20 protein-coding genes and 1 pseudogene are annotated in these 18,181 nt (G+C 63.7%); 12 read left to right on the top strand and 9 right to left on the bottom strand.

All coding sequences use genetic code 11. The annotated features are described in order from the left end of the window. The first annotated feature begins 83 nt into the window (after window positions 1–83). Window positions 84–863, top strand: a complete 780-nt coding sequence (locus ACQY4G_RS09455) for an SDR family oxidoreductase (RefSeq protein WP_421990501.1) — start codon at window positions 84–86, stop codon at window positions 861–863. Here ACQY4G_RS09455 and folP read toward each other — a convergent pair. The 4 genes from folP to ACQY4G_RS09435 form a co-directional block, all read right to left on the bottom strand. Continuing rightward, window positions 860–1,975: a dihydropteroate synthase gene (gene folP / locus ACQY4G_RS09450; RefSeq protein WP_421990499.1), complete on the bottom strand. Its 1,116-nt coding sequence runs from the start codon at window positions 1,973–1,975 to the stop codon at window positions 860–862. The genes ACQY4G_RS09455 and folP overlap by 4 nt on opposite strands. Beyond that, the gene (locus tag ACQY4G_RS09445) at window positions 1,968–2,543 is read right to left on the bottom strand and encodes a GNAT family N-acetyltransferase (protein WP_421990497.1); all 576 of its coding nucleotides are present in this window, start codon (window positions 2,541–2,543) and stop codon (window positions 1,968–1,970) included. The genes folP and ACQY4G_RS09445 overlap by 8 nt, the downstream gene beginning before the upstream one ends. 484 nt (window positions 2,544–3,027) lie before the next feature. Next, complete coding sequence (locus tag ACQY4G_RS09440; protein ID WP_425061742.1) at window positions 3,028–3,351, bottom strand: hypothetical protein; 324 nt, start codon at window positions 3,349–3,351, stop codon at window positions 3,028–3,030. A gap of 150 nt (window positions 3,352–3,501) precedes the next feature. After that, the gene (locus ACQY4G_RS09435) at window positions 3,502–4,155 is read right to left on the bottom strand and encodes a hypothetical protein (RefSeq protein ID WP_421990493.1); all 654 of its coding nucleotides are present in this window, start codon (window positions 4,153–4,155) and stop codon (window positions 3,502–3,504) included. Here ACQY4G_RS09435 and ACQY4G_RS09430 point away from each other — a divergent pair. Together ACQY4G_RS09430 and ACQY4G_RS09425 are read left to right on the top strand one after the other, a co-directional pair. Then, window positions 4,114–4,224 (top strand): annotated as a pseudogene (locus ACQY4G_RS09430) (alpha/beta hydrolase family protein); the annotation flags it as partial. The gene ACQY4G_RS09435 and the pseudogene ACQY4G_RS09430 overlap by 42 nt on opposite strands. Window positions 4,225–4,258: 34 nt before the next feature. Further along, window positions 4,259–4,795 carry an alpha/beta hydrolase family protein gene (locus ACQY4G_RS09425; RefSeq protein ID WP_421990491.1) on the top strand — a complete coding sequence of 179 codons (537 nt, stop codon included), beginning with the start codon at window positions 4,259–4,261 and terminating at the stop codon, window positions 4,793–4,795. 254 nt (window positions 4,796–5,049) lie between these two features. Here the strand turns inward: ACQY4G_RS09425 and ACQY4G_RS09420 are convergent, their stop codons facing one another. Next, window positions 5,050–5,850, bottom strand: a complete 801-nt coding sequence (locus ACQY4G_RS09420; protein ID WP_421990489.1) for a LytTR family DNA-binding domain-containing protein — start codon at window positions 5,848–5,850, stop codon at window positions 5,050–5,052. 106 nt (window positions 5,851–5,956) lie between these two features. Between ACQY4G_RS09420 and ACQY4G_RS09415 the strand changes: the two genes are divergently transcribed. Then, window positions 5,957–6,871 carry a hypothetical protein gene (locus ACQY4G_RS09415; RefSeq protein ID WP_421990487.1) on the top strand — a complete coding sequence of 305 codons (915 nt, stop codon included), beginning with the start codon at window positions 5,957–5,959 and terminating at the stop codon, window positions 6,869–6,871. A gap of 410 nt (window positions 6,872–7,281) precedes the next feature. On the opposite strand, the gene ACQY4G_RS09410 is transcribed toward ACQY4G_RS09415, so the two are convergent. Further along, entirely contained in the window at window positions 7,282–8,421 is a 1,140-nt protein-coding gene (locus ACQY4G_RS09410; RefSeq protein ID WP_421990485.1) for a site-specific DNA-methyltransferase, read from the bottom strand. A 420-nt stretch (window positions 8,422–8,841) separates the two neighbouring features. On the opposite strand from ACQY4G_RS09410, the gene ACQY4G_RS09405 reads away from it, so the two are divergent. Both ACQY4G_RS09405 and ACQY4G_RS09400 read left to right on the top strand, forming a co-directional pair. Beyond that, on the top strand, window positions 8,842–9,054 hold the full coding sequence (locus tag ACQY4G_RS09405) for a cold-shock protein (RefSeq protein ID WP_370189408.1): 213 nt from the start codon (window positions 8,842–8,844) through the stop codon (window positions 9,052–9,054). 76 nt (window positions 9,055–9,130) lie between these two features. Continuing rightward, the gene (locus ACQY4G_RS09400) at window positions 9,131–9,340 is read left to right on the top strand and encodes a hypothetical protein (RefSeq protein WP_067691640.1); all 210 of its coding nucleotides are present in this window, start codon (window positions 9,131–9,133) and stop codon (window positions 9,338–9,340) included. Between the two features lie 12 nt (window positions 9,341–9,352). Here ACQY4G_RS09400 and ACQY4G_RS09395 read toward each other — a convergent pair whose 3' ends face one another. Next, complete coding sequence (locus tag ACQY4G_RS09395) at window positions 9,353–9,913, bottom strand: DUF421 domain-containing protein (RefSeq protein ID WP_421990483.1); 561 nt, start codon at window positions 9,911–9,913, stop codon at window positions 9,353–9,355. A gap of 69 nt (window positions 9,914–9,982) precedes the next feature. After that, on the bottom strand, window positions 9,983–10,618 hold the full coding sequence (locus ACQY4G_RS09390) for a ribonuclease HII (protein ID WP_421990481.1): 636 nt from the start codon (window positions 10,616–10,618) through the stop codon (window positions 9,983–9,985). On the opposite strand from ACQY4G_RS09390, the gene ACQY4G_RS09385 reads away from it, so the two are divergent. The 6 genes from ACQY4G_RS09385 to ACQY4G_RS09360 all read left to right on the top strand — a co-directional run bounded on the left by ACQY4G_RS09385 (window position 10,617) and on the right by ACQY4G_RS09360 (window position 15,768). Next, on the top strand, window positions 10,617–11,780 hold the full coding sequence (locus tag ACQY4G_RS09385) for a PQQ-dependent sugar dehydrogenase (RefSeq protein WP_421990479.1): 1,164 nt from the start codon (window positions 10,617–10,619) through the stop codon (window positions 11,778–11,780). The two genes, ACQY4G_RS09390 and ACQY4G_RS09385, sit on opposite strands and share 2 nt — an antisense overlap. 49 nt (window positions 11,781–11,829) lie before the next feature. Continuing rightward, window positions 11,830–12,351: a GNAT family N-acetyltransferase gene (locus ACQY4G_RS09380; protein ID WP_067691258.1), complete on the top strand. Its 522-nt coding sequence runs from the start codon at window positions 11,830–11,832 to the stop codon at window positions 12,349–12,351. A gap of 197 nt (window positions 12,352–12,548) precedes the next feature. Continuing rightward, window positions 12,549–13,097 (top strand): DUF1285 domain-containing protein, encoded by a 549-nt coding sequence (locus tag ACQY4G_RS09375; protein ID WP_421993604.1) that lies wholly within the window; start codon window positions 12,549–12,551, stop codon window positions 13,095–13,097. Then, window positions 13,094–13,687 (top strand): CoA pyrophosphatase, encoded by a 594-nt coding sequence (locus ACQY4G_RS09370; RefSeq protein ID WP_421990477.1) that lies wholly within the window; start codon window positions 13,094–13,096, stop codon window positions 13,685–13,687. Before ACQY4G_RS09375 ends, ACQY4G_RS09370 begins: the two co-directional genes overlap by 4 nt. A 116-nt stretch (window positions 13,688–13,803) precedes the next feature. Then, window positions 13,804–14,979 carry a CCA tRNA nucleotidyltransferase gene (locus tag ACQY4G_RS09365; protein ID WP_421990475.1) on the top strand — a complete coding sequence of 392 codons (1,176 nt, stop codon included), beginning with the start codon at window positions 13,804–13,806 and terminating at the stop codon, window positions 14,977–14,979. A gap of 231 nt (window positions 14,980–15,210) precedes the next feature. Then, window positions 15,211–15,768 (top strand): hypothetical protein, encoded by a 558-nt coding sequence (locus ACQY4G_RS09360; RefSeq protein ID WP_421990473.1) that lies wholly within the window; start codon window positions 15,211–15,213, stop codon window positions 15,766–15,768. Between the two features lie 110 nt (window positions 15,769–15,878). Here the strand turns inward: ACQY4G_RS09360 and parC are convergent, their stop codons facing one another. Further along, window positions 15,879–18,176: a DNA topoisomerase IV subunit A gene (gene parC / locus ACQY4G_RS09355; protein ID WP_421990471.1), complete on the bottom strand. Its 2,298-nt coding sequence runs from the start codon at window positions 18,174–18,176 to the stop codon at window positions 15,879–15,881. Window positions 18,177–18,181: the final 5 nt, after the last annotated feature.

Raw genomic sequence — 18,181 nt, 5'->3', positions numbered from 1 at the left:
ACAAGAGCCACCGCTAAGTCGGACACATCTCCATCGGGCAGGTCCATGCCCGAAATCCCACCTGAATTTCCCGAGATAGATCAATGCAAAAACTCAACGACATGCTCTGCATGGTAACCGGCGGCGCGCGCGGCATCGGCAGGGCCGTGTGCGAAGCCTTCCTGGCGGAGGGCGCGCAGGTCGTGCTCACCGATATCGACGAGCAGGAGGGTAGGAAAGCCGCCGAGGAACTGGGCTGCACCTTCCGCAGGCTCGACGTGGCGAGCGAGGCCGACTGGGACGCTTTCGCGGCCGACTTCCCCGCCATCGACGTGCTGGTCAACAACGCCGGCATCACCGGCTTCGAGGACGGCACCGCCGCGCACGATCCGGAGAATGCCAGCCTCGCCGAGTGGCACCGGGTCCATGCGGTCAACACCGACGGCTGCTTCCTCGGCTGCCGCTATGCCCTGCGCGCGATGAAGGCCAAGGGCACGGGCTCGGTCATCAACATGTCCTCGCGCTCGGGCCTCGTCGGCATTCCCGGCGCGGCGGCCTATGCGGCGAGCAAGGCGGCGATGCGCAACCACACCAAGTCGGTCGCGCTCTATGCCGCACAGCAGGGCTGGCAGATCCGCTGCAATTCGATCCATCCCGCCGCCATCCTGACCGAGATCTGGGAGCCCATGCTGGGCGAAGGGCCGGATCGCGAGGCGAAGATGGCCGCGCTGGTCGCCGACACGCCGCTCAAGCGCTTCGGCACGGTCGAAGAGGTCGCCGCGCTCTGCGTGTTCCTCGCCAGCGACGACAGCGCCTATATGACCGGCGCCGAGCTTACGCTCGATGGCGGACTGCTCGCCGGGAGCGCCGCCTCGCCGGGCTAGCCCGGAAGGTCGCCGAAATCGGTCAGGGCGGCGTCCCTCAGACCGCGCCAGACATTGCGCGCCTGCACGGTCTCGGCCACGTCGTGGACGCGCAGCAGTTGCACGCCCGCGCGCATGCCTTCGAGCGCCAGCGCCAGACTGCCGCCGAGGCGCTGCTCGACCGGGGCCTCCTTGGACAGCGCACCGATCATGCGCTTGCGGCTGGCCCCCAGCAGCAGCGGGTGGCCGAGCGCGTGGAACAGCGGCAGCGCGTTGATCAGTGCGAGGTTTTCGGCCAGCGACTTGCCGAAGCCGATGCCGGGATCGAGCAGGATGTTGCTCGCCGCAATCCCCGCCTCCAGCGCAGCATCGCGCCGTGCGCGCAGCGCGTCGAACACCTCGAACACCACATTGTCGTAGGTCCCGCCCTCATGGAGGTCGTCGCCCGCGGCACCCGGCGCGTGCATAAGCACCACGGGGCAACCCGCCTGCGCAACCACCTCGGCGCTGCGCGGATCGTGCGCGAGGCCCGAGACGTCGTTGACGATATGCGCGCCTGCCGCGAGCGCGGCTTCCATGACGGCCGCCTTGCGCGTATCGATGCTGACCGCCGCGCCCATGCCGACGCAGGCCTCGATCGCGGGCACGACGCGTTCGATCTCGTCGCCCTCCCACAGCGTCTTCGCGCCGGGACGCGTGCTCTCGCCGCCCACGTCGATGATCGCCGCGCCCGCCTCGACCATGGCCGCAGCATGGCTGCGCCCCGCCTCGCGATCGTCGAGAAATGTGCCCCCGTCGCTGAAGCTGTCGGGCGTGACGTTCAATATGCCCATCACCTGCGGCTGGTCGAGTCGCACCGTGCGCGCGCCCAGTTCGAGCGGCGGATGCGCGAGCGTGAGGTTGGCCCACTGGGCTTCCGCATCGGCGGCGACGTCGTCGGGCAACCCGCCCATTACCCCGGCCATGGTGTCGGGCGCGGCAAGCCAGCGTTCGACGACTTGCCCCTCGCGCCGCAGCATCACGGCAAAGCGGCTCGCATAGACCATGCCGCCCGCGAGGCGGATGGCATTGCCATGCTCGCTCTGCGGACCGGGCACGAAGCCGATCGGGCGGATATAGGCGCGATCATTCATGGGTATTGGGCTCCCGATCCGCGCGATAGCGATCCCTGTCGAGCGCGTAGAACGCAATATCGCATACGCCCTTGTGCGTTTCCTCATGCGCGGGATGCAGCGCGGTGCGCGCGAAGCCGAGGCGTTCGAGCAGGCGCACAGACGGCAGGTTCTCGATATCCACCTCCGCCACCAGCCGCCGCGCACCTTCGGTGTCGAACAGGTATGCGATCAGGGCTGCGCTGCATTCTCTGGCCACGCCAGACCCCTGCCATTCGGCGCAGGTGATGTAGCCGATTTCCTCGACGCCCTCCTCCTCGTCCGGCACCGCAACGAACCGGCCCACGACCGTCCCGTCGGCATCCTCGGCAATCCAGGTGCGCCCGTTCCAGTCGGGATCGGCTAGCCAGTTCCACAATTCCTCTTGCGAGGCGAAGGCGGGCCGCGAGAGATAGCGGCACTGCGCCTCTTCACCCAATGTCGGCAACAGCGCCGCTGCATCGGTGCGGCGAAGCGGGCGCATGACGAAGCGGGGTGTCGTCAGCGTGGGAATGGCGATGCGGCTGGTCGAGGCAGCGTGTTGGATCATTGTTGGAAAGCCTTAGGCCAAGTCCCGTGACATGGACCGCATGTTACACGGTCCATTGGGAAAAACATCGAGCGGTGTCTTTCGGCTTTCGTAGAGAGGATTGGAAGGGATCGATGGGCGCATTTGCACGGGTCTATCGTGAAGACCGAATGTAGGACAGACTTGGAGGCAAGCGCCCGCTTTGGCGACCTGCGCGATTTTCGGCGTTGCAACCGCCTGCGATCGCACTATTCATTCGAGCGTCTGCCGGGCGCTGTTCGGCATTTCGTGGAAGGATCGCGACGACTTGATGATCGGAACCGTAGTGCGGCACCTGTCGCTGTTGGCGTTCTTGCTGTGCGCGCCGCTGGCCACGGTTTCCGCCAAGGTCGACCCGCCCCCGCTCGAAGCTTATGGCGAATTGCCGTCGGTCGAAGACATTGCGCTGTCGCCCACCGGGGGACGGCTTGCCAAGCTCCAATCGATCGACGAGCGGCGGATGATCCTAGTGATGGACAAGGCGCTGCAGCCGATCTTCACGGTCGACGTCGGGGATTCGAAGGTTCGCAGTTTCGACTTCGTCACCGACAATATCTTGCTGATACAGCGCAGCGATACCGATAATCTCGGCAGCCGATATGCCGGCAGAAAGATCGAACTGTTTCAGGCGCTGATCGTCGATATTGAGAACCGCACGACCGAACTGGTTTTCGACGACCGCGACGGAGTGCTGAATTCCGTTTTCGGCTTTTACGGTACGCGCATCGTCGACGGAAGACCGACAGCATTCTTCGGCGCTACCGAGCTCATGCGTGGCGGGCAATATCAAGGTGGCTACATCCTCGGTCGCAACGGGACCATGCTGTATTCCGTCGACCTTACGACCAATCGAGCGAGCCGGGTGGACATAGCGGCACGGTCGGGCACTTACAGGGACTGGCTGATCGGAGAGAGGGGCGAGATTGCCGCTCGGATGGATCTAGCGGAGGCCGACGGGGACTGGTCCATTCGCGGCCTCGACGGGCGCATCGCCAGCGGTCAGAGCCCGACGGCACGCGTGAGCCTGCAGTCGATCGGACGCGACGGATCGACCGTCATCTTCAGTAGCCAGGAAGAAGGCGCCGAGGAGACCAAATGGTACGAAGTTCCAATCGATGGCAGCGCCGCGCCGGTCGAAATCTTCGCCGACCAATCGGTCGATCGCATCTACACCGATAGCCGCTCCGGACGCATTATCGGTCATCGCAGCAATCGGGGCGACGGCGCGATCACCTTTTACGATCCTGACCTTAACGATCGAATGGCCAGTGTGCTGCGCGCCTTCGACGGATACAATCGCCAGATCACCGACTGGTCGCCAGGCTTTGACAACGTTCTCGTCCGCATCAGCGGCAATGGCGATAGCGGCTCTCATTTCAAGGTCGATCTTGCGAAGAAGAAGGCCGAAGCTATCGCCTACGAACGCGATGCAATCAAACCCGAGCAAGTCGGACCGATATCGACCTTCGCCTATACGACCGCGGATGGACTTGAAATGGACGGCATCCTGACGCTCCCGCCGGGACGCGAGCCAAAGGATTTGCCCTTGGTAATGCTGCCGCACGGCGGGCCGCACGCCCATGACATCGCGCAATTCGACTGGTGGGCGCAAGCATTCGCATCGCGCGGTTATGCCGTGTTTCAGCCCAACTTCCGGGGCTCGACCAATCGCGACGATAGCTTCATGCGCGCAGGCTATGGCGAGTGGGGGCGGCAAGATGCAGACCGACCTGTCCGACGGCCTTACGGCGCTAGCGAGAGCGGGGATCGTCGATCCCGCACGCGCCTGTATCGTGGGCGGAAGCTACGGCGGCTATGCCGCGCTGGCCGGCGTCACGCTGCAGCAGGGTATTTATCGCTGCGCAGTCTCGGTCAACGGCGTGGCCGACCTGCAGCTGTTTTCACGCGTCGCAAGGCGCTATTCGGGCCAAAGCCGCGTTTTCGTCCGCATGCTCGGCGAGATGCTCGGCCCTACGGGCGACCTGCGCAAGCGCTCCCCGCGCTTCAGTGCCGAGAGGGCCGATGCGCCGGTAATGCTTATTCATGGACGCGACGACACTGTGGTACCGTTCGAACAAAGCGCCAAGATGGCAGACGCGCTGAAGGATGCAGGCAAACCATACGAGCTGGTGCAACTGGATGGCGAGGACCACTGGCTCTCGCTCGGCCCGACACGCATGGCCATGCTGGAGGCGGCAATCGGCTTCGTCCAGCGGCACAACCCTGCGGACTGATCGCTCGCGCGAGCGGATTTCAGGTCGACTCCCTCAGTCCTCCACCGCCAGCAGATACAGCTGCCGCGCGGCGTCGATCGGCTTGAACTCGCCGCCTCCCAGTCACGGTTTGACTACCCTAGCAGGGCTCCCACAGGATAGAAGAAAACGCATAGCGACAAACAGCCTGTGAGCTAACGGATTGGGAATGCCAAACGAGTTCATTTCACGGTTGGACCGCGATGACCGGCTGTAAGATAGATCATAGCGGGCAATCAGATCCAGCCGGCCTCGCGAAGATAAGGCAGCCGCCCCCGCGCAACCGGCAGCACGTCGCCACTCTTCGTTTGAACGAAGTGGTCGCGTCCAGACCGCGAAACATGCGCGACGTGCGACCTTGCCACCCAGTGGCTGCGGTGAATCTGCAATCCGGCATCCCCCGGCAGGCTGGACACCTTATTGCGGATGGTCTCTCGTACCAGTTGAACACCTTCCGCGGTTTCAATCTTGAGATAGTGATCTTCCGCTGAAACACGCAGGATTTGCGATGACTCACCGTTACTGGAGGGTGAGGTTGCAGCTACTTCCACAACAGGATCGGTCGAGGCTTGTGTTGCGGCTTGCCGATCATATCCGAGGTGATCGACTGCTTCACAGAAACCCACTGTAATGGCCGCCAGAAAAGCCACCTTCGGCAACAGAAACACAGCAAACGCGAGAATCGGATCCGGATTTCGCGGCAACACCGGCGTGTATTTCAGCAGTTCGATTTCAACCGTGGTGAGCATCCATGTCAGGAAGAAGGCTCCGCTCCATCGCACAGCCCTTGCCATAGCCGCAGCTGAAGGCAGCGCGCGGCGCAACATCCTTTCGGCAAAAACCAGCTGACCCGCCACCAGAGAGCACATCACGATCCAGAAGACGGACCGGTGGAACCAGGGAATGTCCGATGTCCCATATGCGCCGCTCTCACTAAGCAGGAGGCCGAGCACAAGCAGGCAAAAGATTCCAAACAGGCCGGGTGCGCCAACCCGCTTGCGCAGGCCCGACAGACAGCTCGCGACAATTCCGGTCAACCCGCGACTCTGTGTTTTTATCGGCAGACCAAGCCCTCTTATCCGCCACTCAGACATCGTTCCGACGAAACTCCTTTCCTCTCTTTGCTACCAAAGGAATCAAGACATGCGAACCATTCTGCTGGCCCTATCTGCGCTCTCCATGGGATGCGCACCCGATACTGCCACAGCCACCCCTACTACCGGCGATTTTCAGGTCGCCCTTCCAGTAGACGCCGACGAGAAAATCGAGATCACAGTCCATTACGCCCGCCCGGCCGGACACGACGACGCGGGTGAAATCATCATTGTGCTGCCAGGTGGCGGGAGAAACGGAGATGACTATCGCGATGCGTGGGTTGAGTTGGCTGAACGCTATAACTTGCTGGTGGTAGCCCCATCTTTCTCTGACGATCACTTCCCCACGGCGTTGAACTACAATCTGGCAGGAATGCTGACCATGGGTGACCATCACGGCACACTGGCCAACGCAACGGTTGAGCCAGATCGTGATCAGTGGCTCTATGCGGATATCGAACGAGTATTTGACGCAGCTAGGACGCGATTCGGGCTTTCTCAGACCAGCTACGATCTCTTCGGGCACTCTGCTGGCGGGCAGATTGTACACCGGCTCGTACTATTTGCTGCCGACACACGTGTCGATCAGGCGGTTGCGGCAAATTCGGGATGGTACACCACTCCAGAGCTGGACGTCGGCTTCCCATACGGCCTTGCGAACGCGCCGCTTTCTGCGGAGCAGCTGGAAACTGCCTTTTCTCGCCCGATGACAGTAATGCTGGGTGAGACCGATGACGAGAACGAGACACGCGGGCACCTGCGCCGAACACCTGAAACCGACCGGCAAGGGCCCGGGAGAGTCCAGCGCGGCAAGTTCTTCATGCGCCAGGCACAAGCAACCGCCGCGGATCAAGGCGACGTCTTGGGCTGGCGCACTCACGTCGTTCCGGATGTTGGTCATTCCTATCGTGAAATGAGCGTTGCCGCTGCAAACTATCTGTACGGCCAGGCCGCGGAGAATTGAGCGATCGGCGCGGACTGTCAGGTTCTGGCGGTATGTCCCCACAGTCAGGCTTGCGCAAAAGGCCTTCGGAACCACAGATCATAAAAGACCAACCACAAGAGAGGGCATCTCCGCACATGTCGGAGATGCCCCGATGTTATAGACACCGACGGCCAGCTGAAACCCGCCGGGGCAAGCTCTTGCAAGGCCTACTTTCTCATGAGGATAAAAAGCGCATCTTTCGACCCCAGACAGCCGGTCATTCTTTGGTCCGCCGTTTTAGCGCAGGGTAAAGTTCCAAGCAGAAGATGACTTGCAAATTTTGGCCATTTGCCATGCCAAAGTGAGCCGCAAGGGCAACGACAATTCAAGATGCCAGTAGGAATACGACTGACTCAAAACAGCGGCCCAGGCGCGCCCGGGGCCGCCGCTCAGTCCTCCACCGCCAGCAGATACAGCTGCCGCGCGGCGTCGATCGGCTTGACTTCGCCATCGACCTCGTAGTGCCAGAAGGTCCAGCCGTTGCAGCTCGGCGCGCCCTGTAGCTCCTTGCCGAGGCCGTGGATGCTGCCGGTCTGTTTTTCATGGGCGAGCGAGCCGTCCGCACGTACCGTCGCGGTCCAGCGGCGCTTCTTGTCGAAGACCTGCGTGCCCGGGGTGATATAGCCGTTCTCTACCAGCGCGCCGAAAGCGACCTTGGGCGCGGTCTTGTGGCTCTGCATCGTGGTGAGCGCGCTTTCATCGAGCGGAAGCTCCTTCTCGATCCGCTTGTAGGCGGCGTCGCGATATCCGTCCTCGCGCTCGCAGCCGATCCACGATCTCCCCAGGCGCTTGGCCACCGCACCGGTCGTGCCGGTGCCGAAGAAGGGGTCGAGCACCACGTCGCCGCGCTCGGTGGTCGAGAGCAGCACGCGGTAGAGCAGCGCTTCGGGTTTCTGCGTCGGGTGGACCTTGTGGCCGCCCTCCTTCAGCCGTTCCGCCCCGTTGCAGATCGGCAGGACCCAGTCGCTGCGCATCTGGAGTTCGTCGTTGAGCGTCTTCATCGCGCGGTAGTTGAAGTGGTATTTCGCCTTCTCGCCCTGGCTGCACCACAGCAGCGTCTCATGCGCATTGGTGAAGCGCGTGCCGCGGAAATTGGGCATGGGGTTGGACTTGCGCCAGACGATGTCGTTGAGGATCCAGAAGCCCAGATCCTGCAGGATCGCGCCGACACGGTAAATGTTGTGATAGCTGCCGATCACCCACAGCGCGCCGTCGGGCTTCAGGATGCGCTTGGCCTCGGTCAGCCATTCGCGGGTGAACTTGTCGTACAAGGCGAAGCTGTCGAATTGGTCCCAGTGGTCGGTCACCGCGTCGACATGGCTGCCGTCGGGCCGGTTGAGATCGCCGCCGAGCTGGAGATTGTAAGGCGGATCGGCGAAGACGAGGTCCACGCTGGCATCGGGGATCGAGCGCATCGCCTCGACGCAATCGCCGTCGAGGATCTGCCCGAGCGGCAGCAGCTCTTTCGGCGTTTCCGTTTGTTTTACAACCGCTTTCGCGCGACTCTTCGTGGTCGTGATGACCCCCATGATGCATACCCCTGTCCGTAGTTATCCACAGGGTGAGTCCAAATGGATTCCCGGTCAAGCACGAAAATCCTGCCACACGATGGTTAACGCCCGGTTGCGCAGAGAGAACAGAAGGTGTCCGGCACAAGATGTTGAGTCGACGACGAATCTGCGGACTCAACATGGTGCGGTGTGGCACCGGGGACTCAATCGCCGGGCGGATTAATCGTTAGGCGAAACCGGCCGACCCTGTTAGGGGGTGCGTGCTGACGTCGAAATTTGCGACGGACTTCGGATTTTGACGACCGCCGCTTGCCCGCGCATTGCGCATGGGGCCCCGGCGTAAACCAGACGACGACTTCCTTTCATCGGACGATTTGATGCACGACCACGCCGCATGTCGCGGCGGGGCAACCCAATGCGTTCTCGAAAGGAACCAGTATGAGCAAGACCGGAACCGTAAAGTTCTTCAACACCGATAAGGGCTATGGCTTCATCCAGCCCGACGACGGTTCGGACGACAGCTTCGTCCACATCAGCGCCGTGCAGGCCGCCGGCATGCATACGCTCGATAAGGACCAGCGTCTCAACTACGAAATCGAGACCGGCCGCAACGGCAAAGCCAGCGCCGTGAACCTGTCGGCTGCCGACTGATCTTAATCCGGTCGCGCGTCGCTTCCTCCCGGATGGCGGCGCGCGGCATTTCCTCCATTCCAGCCGGAGCTGCATGATGGCCAGCCAGACATACGAGTTCTACGCCGCACGCGCTGCCGAGGCCGCAGCCGACGCGAAGGCCGCCACGCTCGACAATGTGCGCGAACGCGCCCTCAGGTCCGAAGCGACCTGGCAGGCGCTGGCCGACCAGGCCCGCTCCGTGGCCGAGCAGCGCCGCAAGATCGAGGCCAAGAAAGCCGCCGAGCGCGAGGCCGAAGCCTCCTAGCCTGCTCCGCGACTAGCTCTTCGCGGTTTCGCGCTCTTCCAAGCTTTCGGGCTTGACGACATGAACCATCGTATCGGCATCGCGGAGCGCGACATCCTGTTTCGGGATAACCGTCAGCCGCCCGTCGGTCTCGAGAACCACCCAATTGACGTTGTTGGTGGTATGACCATGCTCGCGCAGGGCGCTGCAAATCTCTTCTTCCGATATGCGCGTGCGCCGCATGGCCTGTTCGACGAATTCGCCCTTGTGAACCAGCATGGTAGGCTTGGTCTTGACCAGCCGCGCAACCCAGTCGAACCGCAGCACCAGCCACGTGAGCACGAATTGCAAGATCATGATGGTGCCGATCGCGGCGACCGCACGCAGTGCGGGGACGCTGTCGAGCAATATCCCCGAGGCAGCAAGGCTCCCGACGGTGATATTGATGATCCAGTCGAAATTGTTGAGCTGCGAAGTCGAGCGCTTGCCGATCAACCGCACCAGCATCACGATCAGGATGTAGAACAGCACCGCCGATAGAACGGTATCGACCATATCGTTCCAGTTGCCGAACCAATCCGCGGTGTCATCCATGTCGCACTCCCTCGCTGTGCCTCTTCAGCGATTGGCACGGCGGCGAAGTTCCCACCACCCTCGGGCGTATCAGCCCGTCGCGAACAGATCGCATTGCGCGACCGGCGCGAAGCTCTTGCGGTGCAGCGGTGTCGGGCCGTGGGTTCGCAGCGCGTCCATATGCGCTTTCGAACCATATCCCTTGTTGCGATCCCAGCCGTATTGGGGATGCGCATTCGCCGCCTCGCACATCAGTCGGTCGCGGTATTCCTTGGCGAGAATCGAAGCGGCGCCGATGCACTTCTCCTTGCCGTCGCCGCCGACAATCGGGCGCGCATCGGGCCAGCGCCAGTCGGGATGGCGCCCTTGCGGGGTCATGTTGCCATCGATCAGCACCGCCTCGGGTTCGCGCCCCAACGCCGCGACCAGCCGCTGCGTCGCCAGCGTCATGGCCAGCATGGTCGCACCGAAAATGTTGAGCCGGTCGATTTCCGCGGGCCCGACCGCCGCCAGCCCCCAGGCACAGTTTTCACGAATTTGCGGCTCGAGCAGGGAACGCCGCTTCGCCGAAAGCTTTTTTGAGTCATCGAGGCCGGTCGGTGCGGGCTTGCACAGCACCACCGCGGCCGCCACTACGGGTCCGGCCAGCGGCCCGCGCCCCGCCTCGTCGACGCCGACGATCAGGGGCGCTTCTCCGAGGCCGCAATCGGGAGTTGAATGAAACATGCGCATGTCCGTCCTCGTCGTCACCCTATCCCCGCTGGTCCTGCTCGCAAGCTGCGGCAACGGCTATTCCACCGATGGCAACACGCAGGCCGTATCGACTCCCGCTCCCGGCGACACGACATTCGACGGCACGTTCGCGATCACCGAACACGGCAGCTACGAGGAACCCTGGGCGGCCGCCTTCGCACCGGGCACCGGGGTGATCTTCTTCACCGAGAAGGGCGGCACGGTGCGCGGCTACGACACGGCCAGCGGCCGGGCGATCACCGTGTCGGGTGTACCGCAAGTCGATTACGGCGGCCAGGGCGGGCTGGGCGACATCGCTTTCCTGCCGAGCCAGGCCGCCGATACGCTGGAAACGCGCACGATCTATCTCAGCTGGGCCGAAGCGGGCGATGGCGATACGCGCGGCGCGGTGGTCGGGCGCGGCGAGCTGATCTGCGAAGAGGCCGATGCCTGCCGCATCGAGGGTCTCGACGTGATCTGGCGCCAGGCGCCCAAGGTCACCGGCCGCGGCCATTACTCGCATCGCATCGTATTCAGCCCCGACGAACGGTATATGTTCGTCGCCAGCGGCGACCGGCAAAAGCTCGATCCGGCGCAGGACAATGGCAACACGCTGGGTACGATCGTGCGGCTCAACCTCGACGGTACGCCCGCCGCGGGCAATCCGGTGGGCGAGCAGATCTGGTCCTACGGCCATCGCAACATCCTAGGCATGGATTTCGATGCCGAGGGGCGCCTGTGGGAGATCGAGCACGGCCCAGCAGGCGGCGATGAGCTCAACATCGTCCAGCGCGGCGCGAATTACGGCTGGCCGACGCGATCGAACGGCGATCACTACAATGGCGATCCGATCACCGATCACAGCGCGGACGATGGCTTCGTCAAGCCTGTGCTCGGCTGGACCCCGGTCATCGCGCCGGGCAACATGACCTTCTACCGCGGCGACCTGTTCGAAGGCATGCAGGGCGATATCATCGTCTCGGGCCTCAGGAGCCAGGCGCTGGTGCGCGTTGCCGTCGATGGCGACACGGCGCGCGAGACCGCCCGTTACGAGATGGACAATCGCATCCGTTCGGTGATCGAAGGGCCCGACGGCGCGCTCTGGGTGCTCGAGGATGGCGACGGCGGAAGGCTGCTCGAACTTCGCCCCGGCTAAGGCAAATTTGATCGACTCGGCTGCCCTGCGCGCCTAATCGGCGCGGCCCATGGCGACGCTCGTTCCCCTTTCCGCAATCGACCCGGTACTGGTCGAGGACCTGCTCGACGCCTCCTTTGGCGAAGGGCGGCAGGCACGTACGGCCTATCGCATCCGCGAAGGACTGGACTGGCTCGAGGGTTTGAGCTTCGCGGTGCTCGACGAGGAGGACTACCTCGCTGGCACGATCCAGCTCTGGCCGGTGGCGCTCACCGATCCCCAGGGTCGCGCGCATCCGATGATCATGGTCGGCCCCGTCGCCGTCATGCCCGGGCGGCAGGGCGAAGGCTTCGGCAAGGCGTTGATGGCGGCCAGCCTCGGCGCGATCGACGCCGGCTTCGACGATGGCGCCGCCCCGCTGCCGCAGGTGATGATCGGCGATCCGGACTATTACGGCCGCTGGGATTTCGTCGCCGACCACACCGGTGGCTGGCATTGTCCCGGCCCGTTCGAAAAGGCCCGCCTGTTGGCGCGTAGCGGAAATCCCGCGATCCTGCCTGCCGAGGGCATGTTGGGGCCGTGGAATCCTTGATGCGTGCGTAAAGCGCTTCCGCGCTTCCCTTTCGGCTGTTCCATCCCACGCCCCCTCCCGGCCACCCACGGCACGGTATTCTATGGGTGGCCGGGAGGGGGCGTGGGATGGAACAGCAAGGTCGGGACGGATGTCCTGACCGTACGCAACAAGAACCTCCATTGTTTCTCCCCGCCCCTTCTGCCATCGCTCGCTTCGTGCCCTACACGCCTCCCCCAGAACTCGCCGGACTGTCGCTCGCCCAGATCGCCGAGGCGGTCGCAGAGCGCAAATTACCGCCGATCGAACAGTGGTCGCCAGAAAACGTCGGCGAAAGCCACATGCGCATTGCCGCTGACGGGACCTGGTACCACGACGGTTCGCCGATCTCGCGCCCCGCCATGGTCCGCGCCTTCGCCGGCCTGCTCACTCGCGAAACGGATGGCAGCTATTGGCTGGTCATGCCCTACCAGAAGCTCGCCATCGAAGTTGAAGACGCCTGCTTCATCGCCACCGATGTCAGCGAAACCGAGGGTGACCTGGCATTTCGCATCAACACAGACGAGCTGGTGGTGGCCGGACCCGAGAACCCGCTCCGCGCGGCCGGCGACGCCGAGCAACCTGCGCTATACGTCCATGTGCGCCGCGGGTGCGAAGCGCGGCTCAACCGGTCGACCTATGAGCAACTGGCGCGCATCGCGCTGGAGCATGGCGACGACTGGACCGTGAGGAGCGGCGGCGAGCGGTTCACTTTGCTGCCCGCATGAGCGCGATCTTCAACCGACTGACCCAGCTTTTCGAGCATGGCCATGCGCGCGATGTGGGGGACCTCATATCGGACAGCCGGTTTGCCGACCTCGACCGCACCGCCGATGCCGCCGTGCTGATAGCGGTGACCGAACAGCCGAACCCCACCGTGCTGCTGACCCAGCGCCCGCGCACCATGCGCGACCATCCCGGTCAGGTCGCCTTTCCTGGCGGCAAGCTTGATGCGGGCGAGGATGCGGTAGAGGCCGCGCTGCGCGAAGCGTGGGAGGAGCTGGCGATCGCACCCGAGCAGGTGCGGATCGTCGGCACTACCGACCGCTACCAGACGGGCACGGGGTTCGACATCACCCCGGTCCTCGCCACCGTGCCGCACGACCTGCCGATCCGCCCCGACCCGCGCGAGGTCGAAAGCTGGTTCGAATGCCCGCTCGACAAACTGATGGATGCATCGCGATGGAGCCGCAACGAGGTCTTCTGGAAAGGGGCGATGCGCGAATATCTCGAGATGGATCACGAGGGTTACAGGATATGGGGCGTCACGGCGGCGATCTGCTGGAATCTGTCGCGCCGGATCGCATGGCTGGACTGAGACAGGCTGGACTTCCCGTTCGCCCCGAGCTTGTCGAAGGGCCGCACTTCACTTAGGCGCTGCGCAAGAAGAACCGGGACTGTGCTTCGGCAAGTTCCGCACGAACGGGATTTGTTTTGACTCAGTTGCCGAAAGCCGATTGGACGCAGCGCGCAAGCCTCGCGAAACTGGTCGAGGCGCTGGGAGCGGAGGATATCCGTTGGGTCGGTGGCTGTGTGCGCGACACGCTGCTGGGCCACGAGGCCAACGACATCGATGCGGCCACGCGGCACCTGCCCGCAACCGTGATCGACCGCTGCAAGGATGCCGGCATCCGCACCGTCCCGACGGGCATCGACCACGGCACGGTTACCGCGATACTCGAGGACGGTCCCGTCGAAATCACGACTCTGCGCCGCGACGTCGCGACCGACGGCCGGCGCGCGACGATCGCCTTCAGCGAGGAATGGCAGGAGGATGCCGCGCGGCGCGATTTCACCATCAACGCGCTCTACGCCCATCCCGATACGCTTGCGATCGGCGACTATTTCGGCGGGCTGGAGGATCTTGCCGTGCGGCGCGTTCGCTTTATCGGCGATGCGGCAACCCGGATCAGGGAAGACCATCTGCGCATCCTGCGCTATTTCCGCTTCGCCACGCGCTTCGGCGACGATTGGGACGAAGAGGCGAGCAAGGCCTGCAGCGAGCTCGCGGCGACGCTCAAAGGCCTCAGCCGCGAAAGGGTCGGCCAGGAATTGCAGAACCTGCTGGACCTGCCCAATCCTTCCGCCACTCTCGCCAGAATGCGCGAACTGGGCGTACTCGAGGAAGTGTTGCCCGAGAGCGGGCGGCGCGAGGTCGAACAACTCGCCACCCTCGTCGGCGCGGAGCAGAAGGCAGGTATCGCTCCCGATCCGATGCGCCGGCTGGCCGCGCTGCTTCCGGCGATCGTCTCGGTCGCGGAGACCGTGGCCGCGCGCCTGCGCCTGTCGCGCAGGCAGCGCGACAGGCTGATGTGCGTCGCTCGTCGCGAGCTCGCCGATGGCCAGCACCCGCATGGGCTCGCTTACGTGGTCGGGCACGATTGCGCGCTCGACCGCCTGCTGCTGATCGGCAGCGACCCGGCCCCCATTATCGGCTGGCAAGCTCCCACTTTCCCGCTCAAGGGTGGCGAGATCGTCGCACGTGGGGTCGGCAAGGGTCCCGAGGTCGCGCGCATGTTGCAGCGTATCGAGAAACGCTGGATCGAGGAGCATTTCCCGCCCCGCGCGCGCGTCGAAGAACTGCTCGAGGAAGAGCTCTTGGCACGCTGAACGAGCGCTTCGGCCCGGCTTCAGCCTGGCTTAAGGTGCAATGCAGCATAAGTGTCACGCGGTTGCAAAACGACGCAATTCGTGAAATAGAGCCCGCGTTCTCCCGGAGGGGGACTGCGGGTGGTGCGGATTACCACTCTTGCCCGCTCTTTCCATTTTGGTCGGTTTCCATGCGCGTTTCGCGCGTAGGGGAACCGCGTATTTCGAATAACAAAGCCTTGGAGTTGCATTATGAATATCGCGAAGCTGGCCCTTGCCGCTGCCGCCCTCACCACCACCGCTGCTGTCGCACCGGGCGTTGCAATCGCGCAGGAAGCTGCCGCTTCGGTGACCGCCGGCGCCACCGTCTACGGTAACGACGGCATGGAAATCGGCACCGTCGAAAGCGTCGATGGCGAAACGGCCATCCTCGTGGTCGACGACATGAAGGCCCCCGTCCCGGCTGCCGCTTTCGGCACCAATGAAAAGGGCGCCTCGCTCAACGCGACCAAGGCACAGATCGTCGGCATGCTTCAGGCGGCCCAGAAGCAGGCCATTGCCGCACGCGATGCCGCGCTGGTCGTCGGCGCCGCCGCCGTCACCGCCAAGAACGCGCCGCTCGGCACCGTTCTCGAAATCGACGGCGACAATATCATCATCGCCCGCGGTGGCGACGAGATGGCGAAGGTCACCCTGCTTCGCGAGCACTTCGCAGCCGGCCCGAACGGCGAGCTGATGGCGCTGCTGACCAACGCCCAGATCGATGCCGCCATGGCCGCATCGGCTCCCGCTGCCGACAGCGCCGGCTGATTTACCGGATACCCTTGGACGGGGTCAAAAAGAGCCGGAGGCGAGCGATCGCCTCCGGCTTTTGTTTTGCGTGGAGCTCGGCATCTTCCTCCCTACCGCACGCCGGAATCTCAGAATGTGTTGTCCCGCGGGAAGCCCTGCGGCGGGAGTCGGCCCGCCCCGCCGCGCGCGACCTTCCATTGCCACATCTCGTTCTCGGTCCGCGTGCGATCGCCCTTGCCGCCCATCTGCCATGAAAGGCCCTCGGCCAGAGTGAAGGTGGTCGCATCCGACAGGCCGCCATCGCGATAGTTCTGGAGCTTGACCCCTTGGCCCTTGGACAGGGTGGGTAGTTCCTCGAGGTTGAAGACCACCAGCTTGCGGTTGTCGCCGACCACTGCGACGTGATCGTGTTCCGCCGCTATGGGTCGAACCACCTTGAGCCGCGCATCATCCTTCAAGTTGACGACCTGCCGGCCCTTACGGGTTTCGGCGAGCAGCTCGTCCGTCGTGGTTGCGAAGCCCTTGCCGGTGCTCGCCGCGAGCAGCAGGCGCTTGCCCTCCTCGTGCACCACCACCGCCACGATCTGCGCGCTGGCATCGATGTCGAGCGTATTGCGCAGCGGTTCGCCGAAACCACGCGCCCCGGGCAGCTTGTCCGCACCCAGGGTGAAGAACCGCCCCATGTCGGTCGCCAGCAACAACTTGTCGGTGGTTTGCGCGTGAAGCACGAAGGCGGGCCCGTCGCCTTCCTTGTACTTAAACTCCTGGTCGAGCGGCAGGTGCCCCTTGGCCCCGCGAATCCAGCCTTTCTGCGACAGAATGACCGTGACCGGCTCCTTCTCGATCATCGCATCCATGCTGAACTCGACCGCGGGCGCGGCCTCCTCGATCGTGGTGCGGCGGCGGCCGAGCTCGGTCTCGGGCCCGTATTCCTTGCGCAAGGAATTGAGATCGCGCTTCAACCGCGTACGCTGGCGCGCGGGACTTCCGAGCAGTTTCTCGAGCTCGTCCTGTTCCTTGAGCAGCTCGTCCTTCTCGTTCCGGAGCTGCATTTCCTCCAGCTTGCGCAGACTGCGCAACCGCATGTTGAGGATCGCCTCGGCCTGCCGGTCGGTGAGCTTGAATTCCTCCATCATCACCGGCTTGGGCTCGTCTTTGGTGCGGATGATTTCGATCACCCGGTCGAGATTGAGGAAGGCGATGATATAGCCTTCGACCAGCTCCAGCCGCCGCGCGATCTGGTCGAGCCGGTGTTGGCTGCGGCGTTGAAGGATGTCGATCTGGCTGGCGATCCAGTGGGTCAGGACTTCCTTCAGCCCCATCACCATCGGCGTGCGTCCGGCATCGAGCACGTTGAGATTGAGGCCGAAACGCGTTTCGAGATCGGTCAGCTTGTAGAGCGATTCCTTGAGCAGTTCGGGATCGACATTGCGGCTGCGCGGGACGAGCACGATGCGGATATGTTCGTCACTCTCGTCGCGCACGTCCTCGAGAATCGGCAGCTTCTTGTCGGCAATGGCCTGGGCGATCTGTTCGATCAGCTTGCCCTTGGGAACCTGGTAGGGGATCTCGCTGATGACGAGCTGCCACTGGCCACCGCCCAGCCGCTCGATTCCCGCCTCGCGATCCTCCGCCTTCTCCGCCTCGGCGGCATGGAAACGCCCGCGCACCCGGAAGGACCCGCGCCCGGTCTCATAGGCCTGGGCCACCGCTTCCGCGCTTTCGGCGACAATCCCGCCGGTGGCGAAATCGGGACCCTTGAACAGCTCCATCAGCCGCGCATGCTCGACATGCGGATTGTCGATCACTTCGAGCGTGGCATCGACGATTTCGGCGACATTGTGCGAGGGGATGTTCGTCGCCATGCCGACCGCGATGCCGCTGGCGCCATTGGCGAGCAGGTTGGGGAAGAGGCCCGGCATGATTTCCGGCTCTTCTTCCTCGTTGTTGTAGGTCGGGATGAAATCGACCGTGCCTGCGTCGAGGCCCTCCATCAGGCGCATAGCGGTCTTGGTCAGGCGCGCTTCGGTATAACGGTATGCGGCTGCGTTATCGCCGTCGATATTGCCGAAGTTCCCCTGCCCTTCGACCAGCGGATAGCGCAGCGCGAAATCCTGCGCGAGGCGGACCATCGCGTCGTAGGCCGCGGTGTCGCCATGTGGGTGGTATTTGCCGATCACCTCGCCCACCACGCGCGCCGATTTTTTGAACCCGCTCGCCGGATCGAGCTTCAACTGCCGCATGGTCCAGAGCAAGCGGCGGTGGACCGGCTTCAACCCATCACGCAGATCGGGCAGCGAACGCGCGGTGATCGTCGAGAGCGCATAGACGAGATACCGCTCCGACAGCGCGCTGTCGAAAGGGGCATCGACGATTGCGTCGAAGGGGTCTTTTTCGTCGTCGAGAGCAGTTTCTTTGGCGGCCATGCGCC

This window comes from Qipengyuania sp., from assembly GCF_965277845.1.
Classification (GTDB): domain Bacteria; phylum Pseudomonadota; class Alphaproteobacteria; order Sphingomonadales; family Sphingomonadaceae; genus Qipengyuania.
This window is presented reverse-complemented; position numbering and strand designations above follow the sequence as displayed.

Bases quoted from the DNA above. Each gene is read 5' to 3' on its own strand.
- ACQY4G_RS09455 (WP_421990501.1), top strand. From the start codon at position 84: ATGCAAAAACTCAACGACATGCTCTGCATGGTAACCGGCGGCGCGCGC.
- folP (WP_421990499.1), bottom strand. From the start codon at position 1,975: ATGAATGATCGCGCCTATATCCGCCCGATCGGCTTCGTGCCCGGTCCG.
- ACQY4G_RS09445 (WP_421990497.1), bottom strand. From the start codon at position 2,543: ATGATCCAACACGCTGCCTCGACCAGCCGCATCGCCATTCCCACGCTG.
- ACQY4G_RS09425 (WP_421990491.1), top strand. From the start codon at position 4,259: ATGGCGAGTGGGGGCGGCAAGATGCAGACCGACCTGTCCGACGGCCTT.
- ACQY4G_RS09415 (WP_421990487.1), top strand. From the start codon at position 5,957: ATGCGAACCATTCTGCTGGCCCTATCTGCGCTCTCCATGGGATGCGCA.
- ACQY4G_RS09410 (WP_421990485.1), bottom strand. From the start codon at position 8,421: ATGGGGGTCATCACGACCACGAAGAGTCGCGCGAAAGCGGTTGTAAAA.
- ACQY4G_RS09405 (WP_370189408.1), top strand. From the start codon at position 8,842: ATGAGCAAGACCGGAACCGTAAAGTTCTTCAACACCGATAAGGGCTAT.
- ACQY4G_RS09400 (WP_067691640.1), top strand. From the start codon at position 9,131: ATGGCCAGCCAGACATACGAGTTCTACGCCGCACGCGCTGCCGAGGCC.
- ACQY4G_RS09395 (WP_421990483.1), bottom strand. From the start codon at position 9,913: ATGGATGACACCGCGGATTGGTTCGGCAACTGGAACGATATGGTCGAT.
- ACQY4G_RS09385 (WP_421990479.1), top strand. From the start codon at position 10,617: ATGCGCATGTCCGTCCTCGTCGTCACCCTATCCCCGCTGGTCCTGCTC.
- ACQY4G_RS09390 (WP_421990481.1), bottom strand. From the start codon at position 10,618: ATGTTTCATTCAACTCCCGATTGCGGCCTCGGAGAAGCGCCCCTGATC.
- ACQY4G_RS09380 (WP_067691258.1), top strand. From the start codon at position 11,830: ATGGCGACGCTCGTTCCCCTTTCCGCAATCGACCCGGTACTGGTCGAG.
- ACQY4G_RS09370 (WP_421990477.1), top strand. From the start codon at position 13,094: ATGAGCGCGATCTTCAACCGACTGACCCAGCTTTTCGAGCATGGCCAT.
- ACQY4G_RS09360 (WP_421990473.1), top strand. From the start codon at position 15,211: ATGAATATCGCGAAGCTGGCCCTTGCCGCTGCCGCCCTCACCACCACC.
- parC (WP_421990471.1), bottom strand. From the start codon at position 18,176: ATGGCCGCCAAAGAAACTGCTCTCGACGACGAAAAAGACCCCTTCGAC.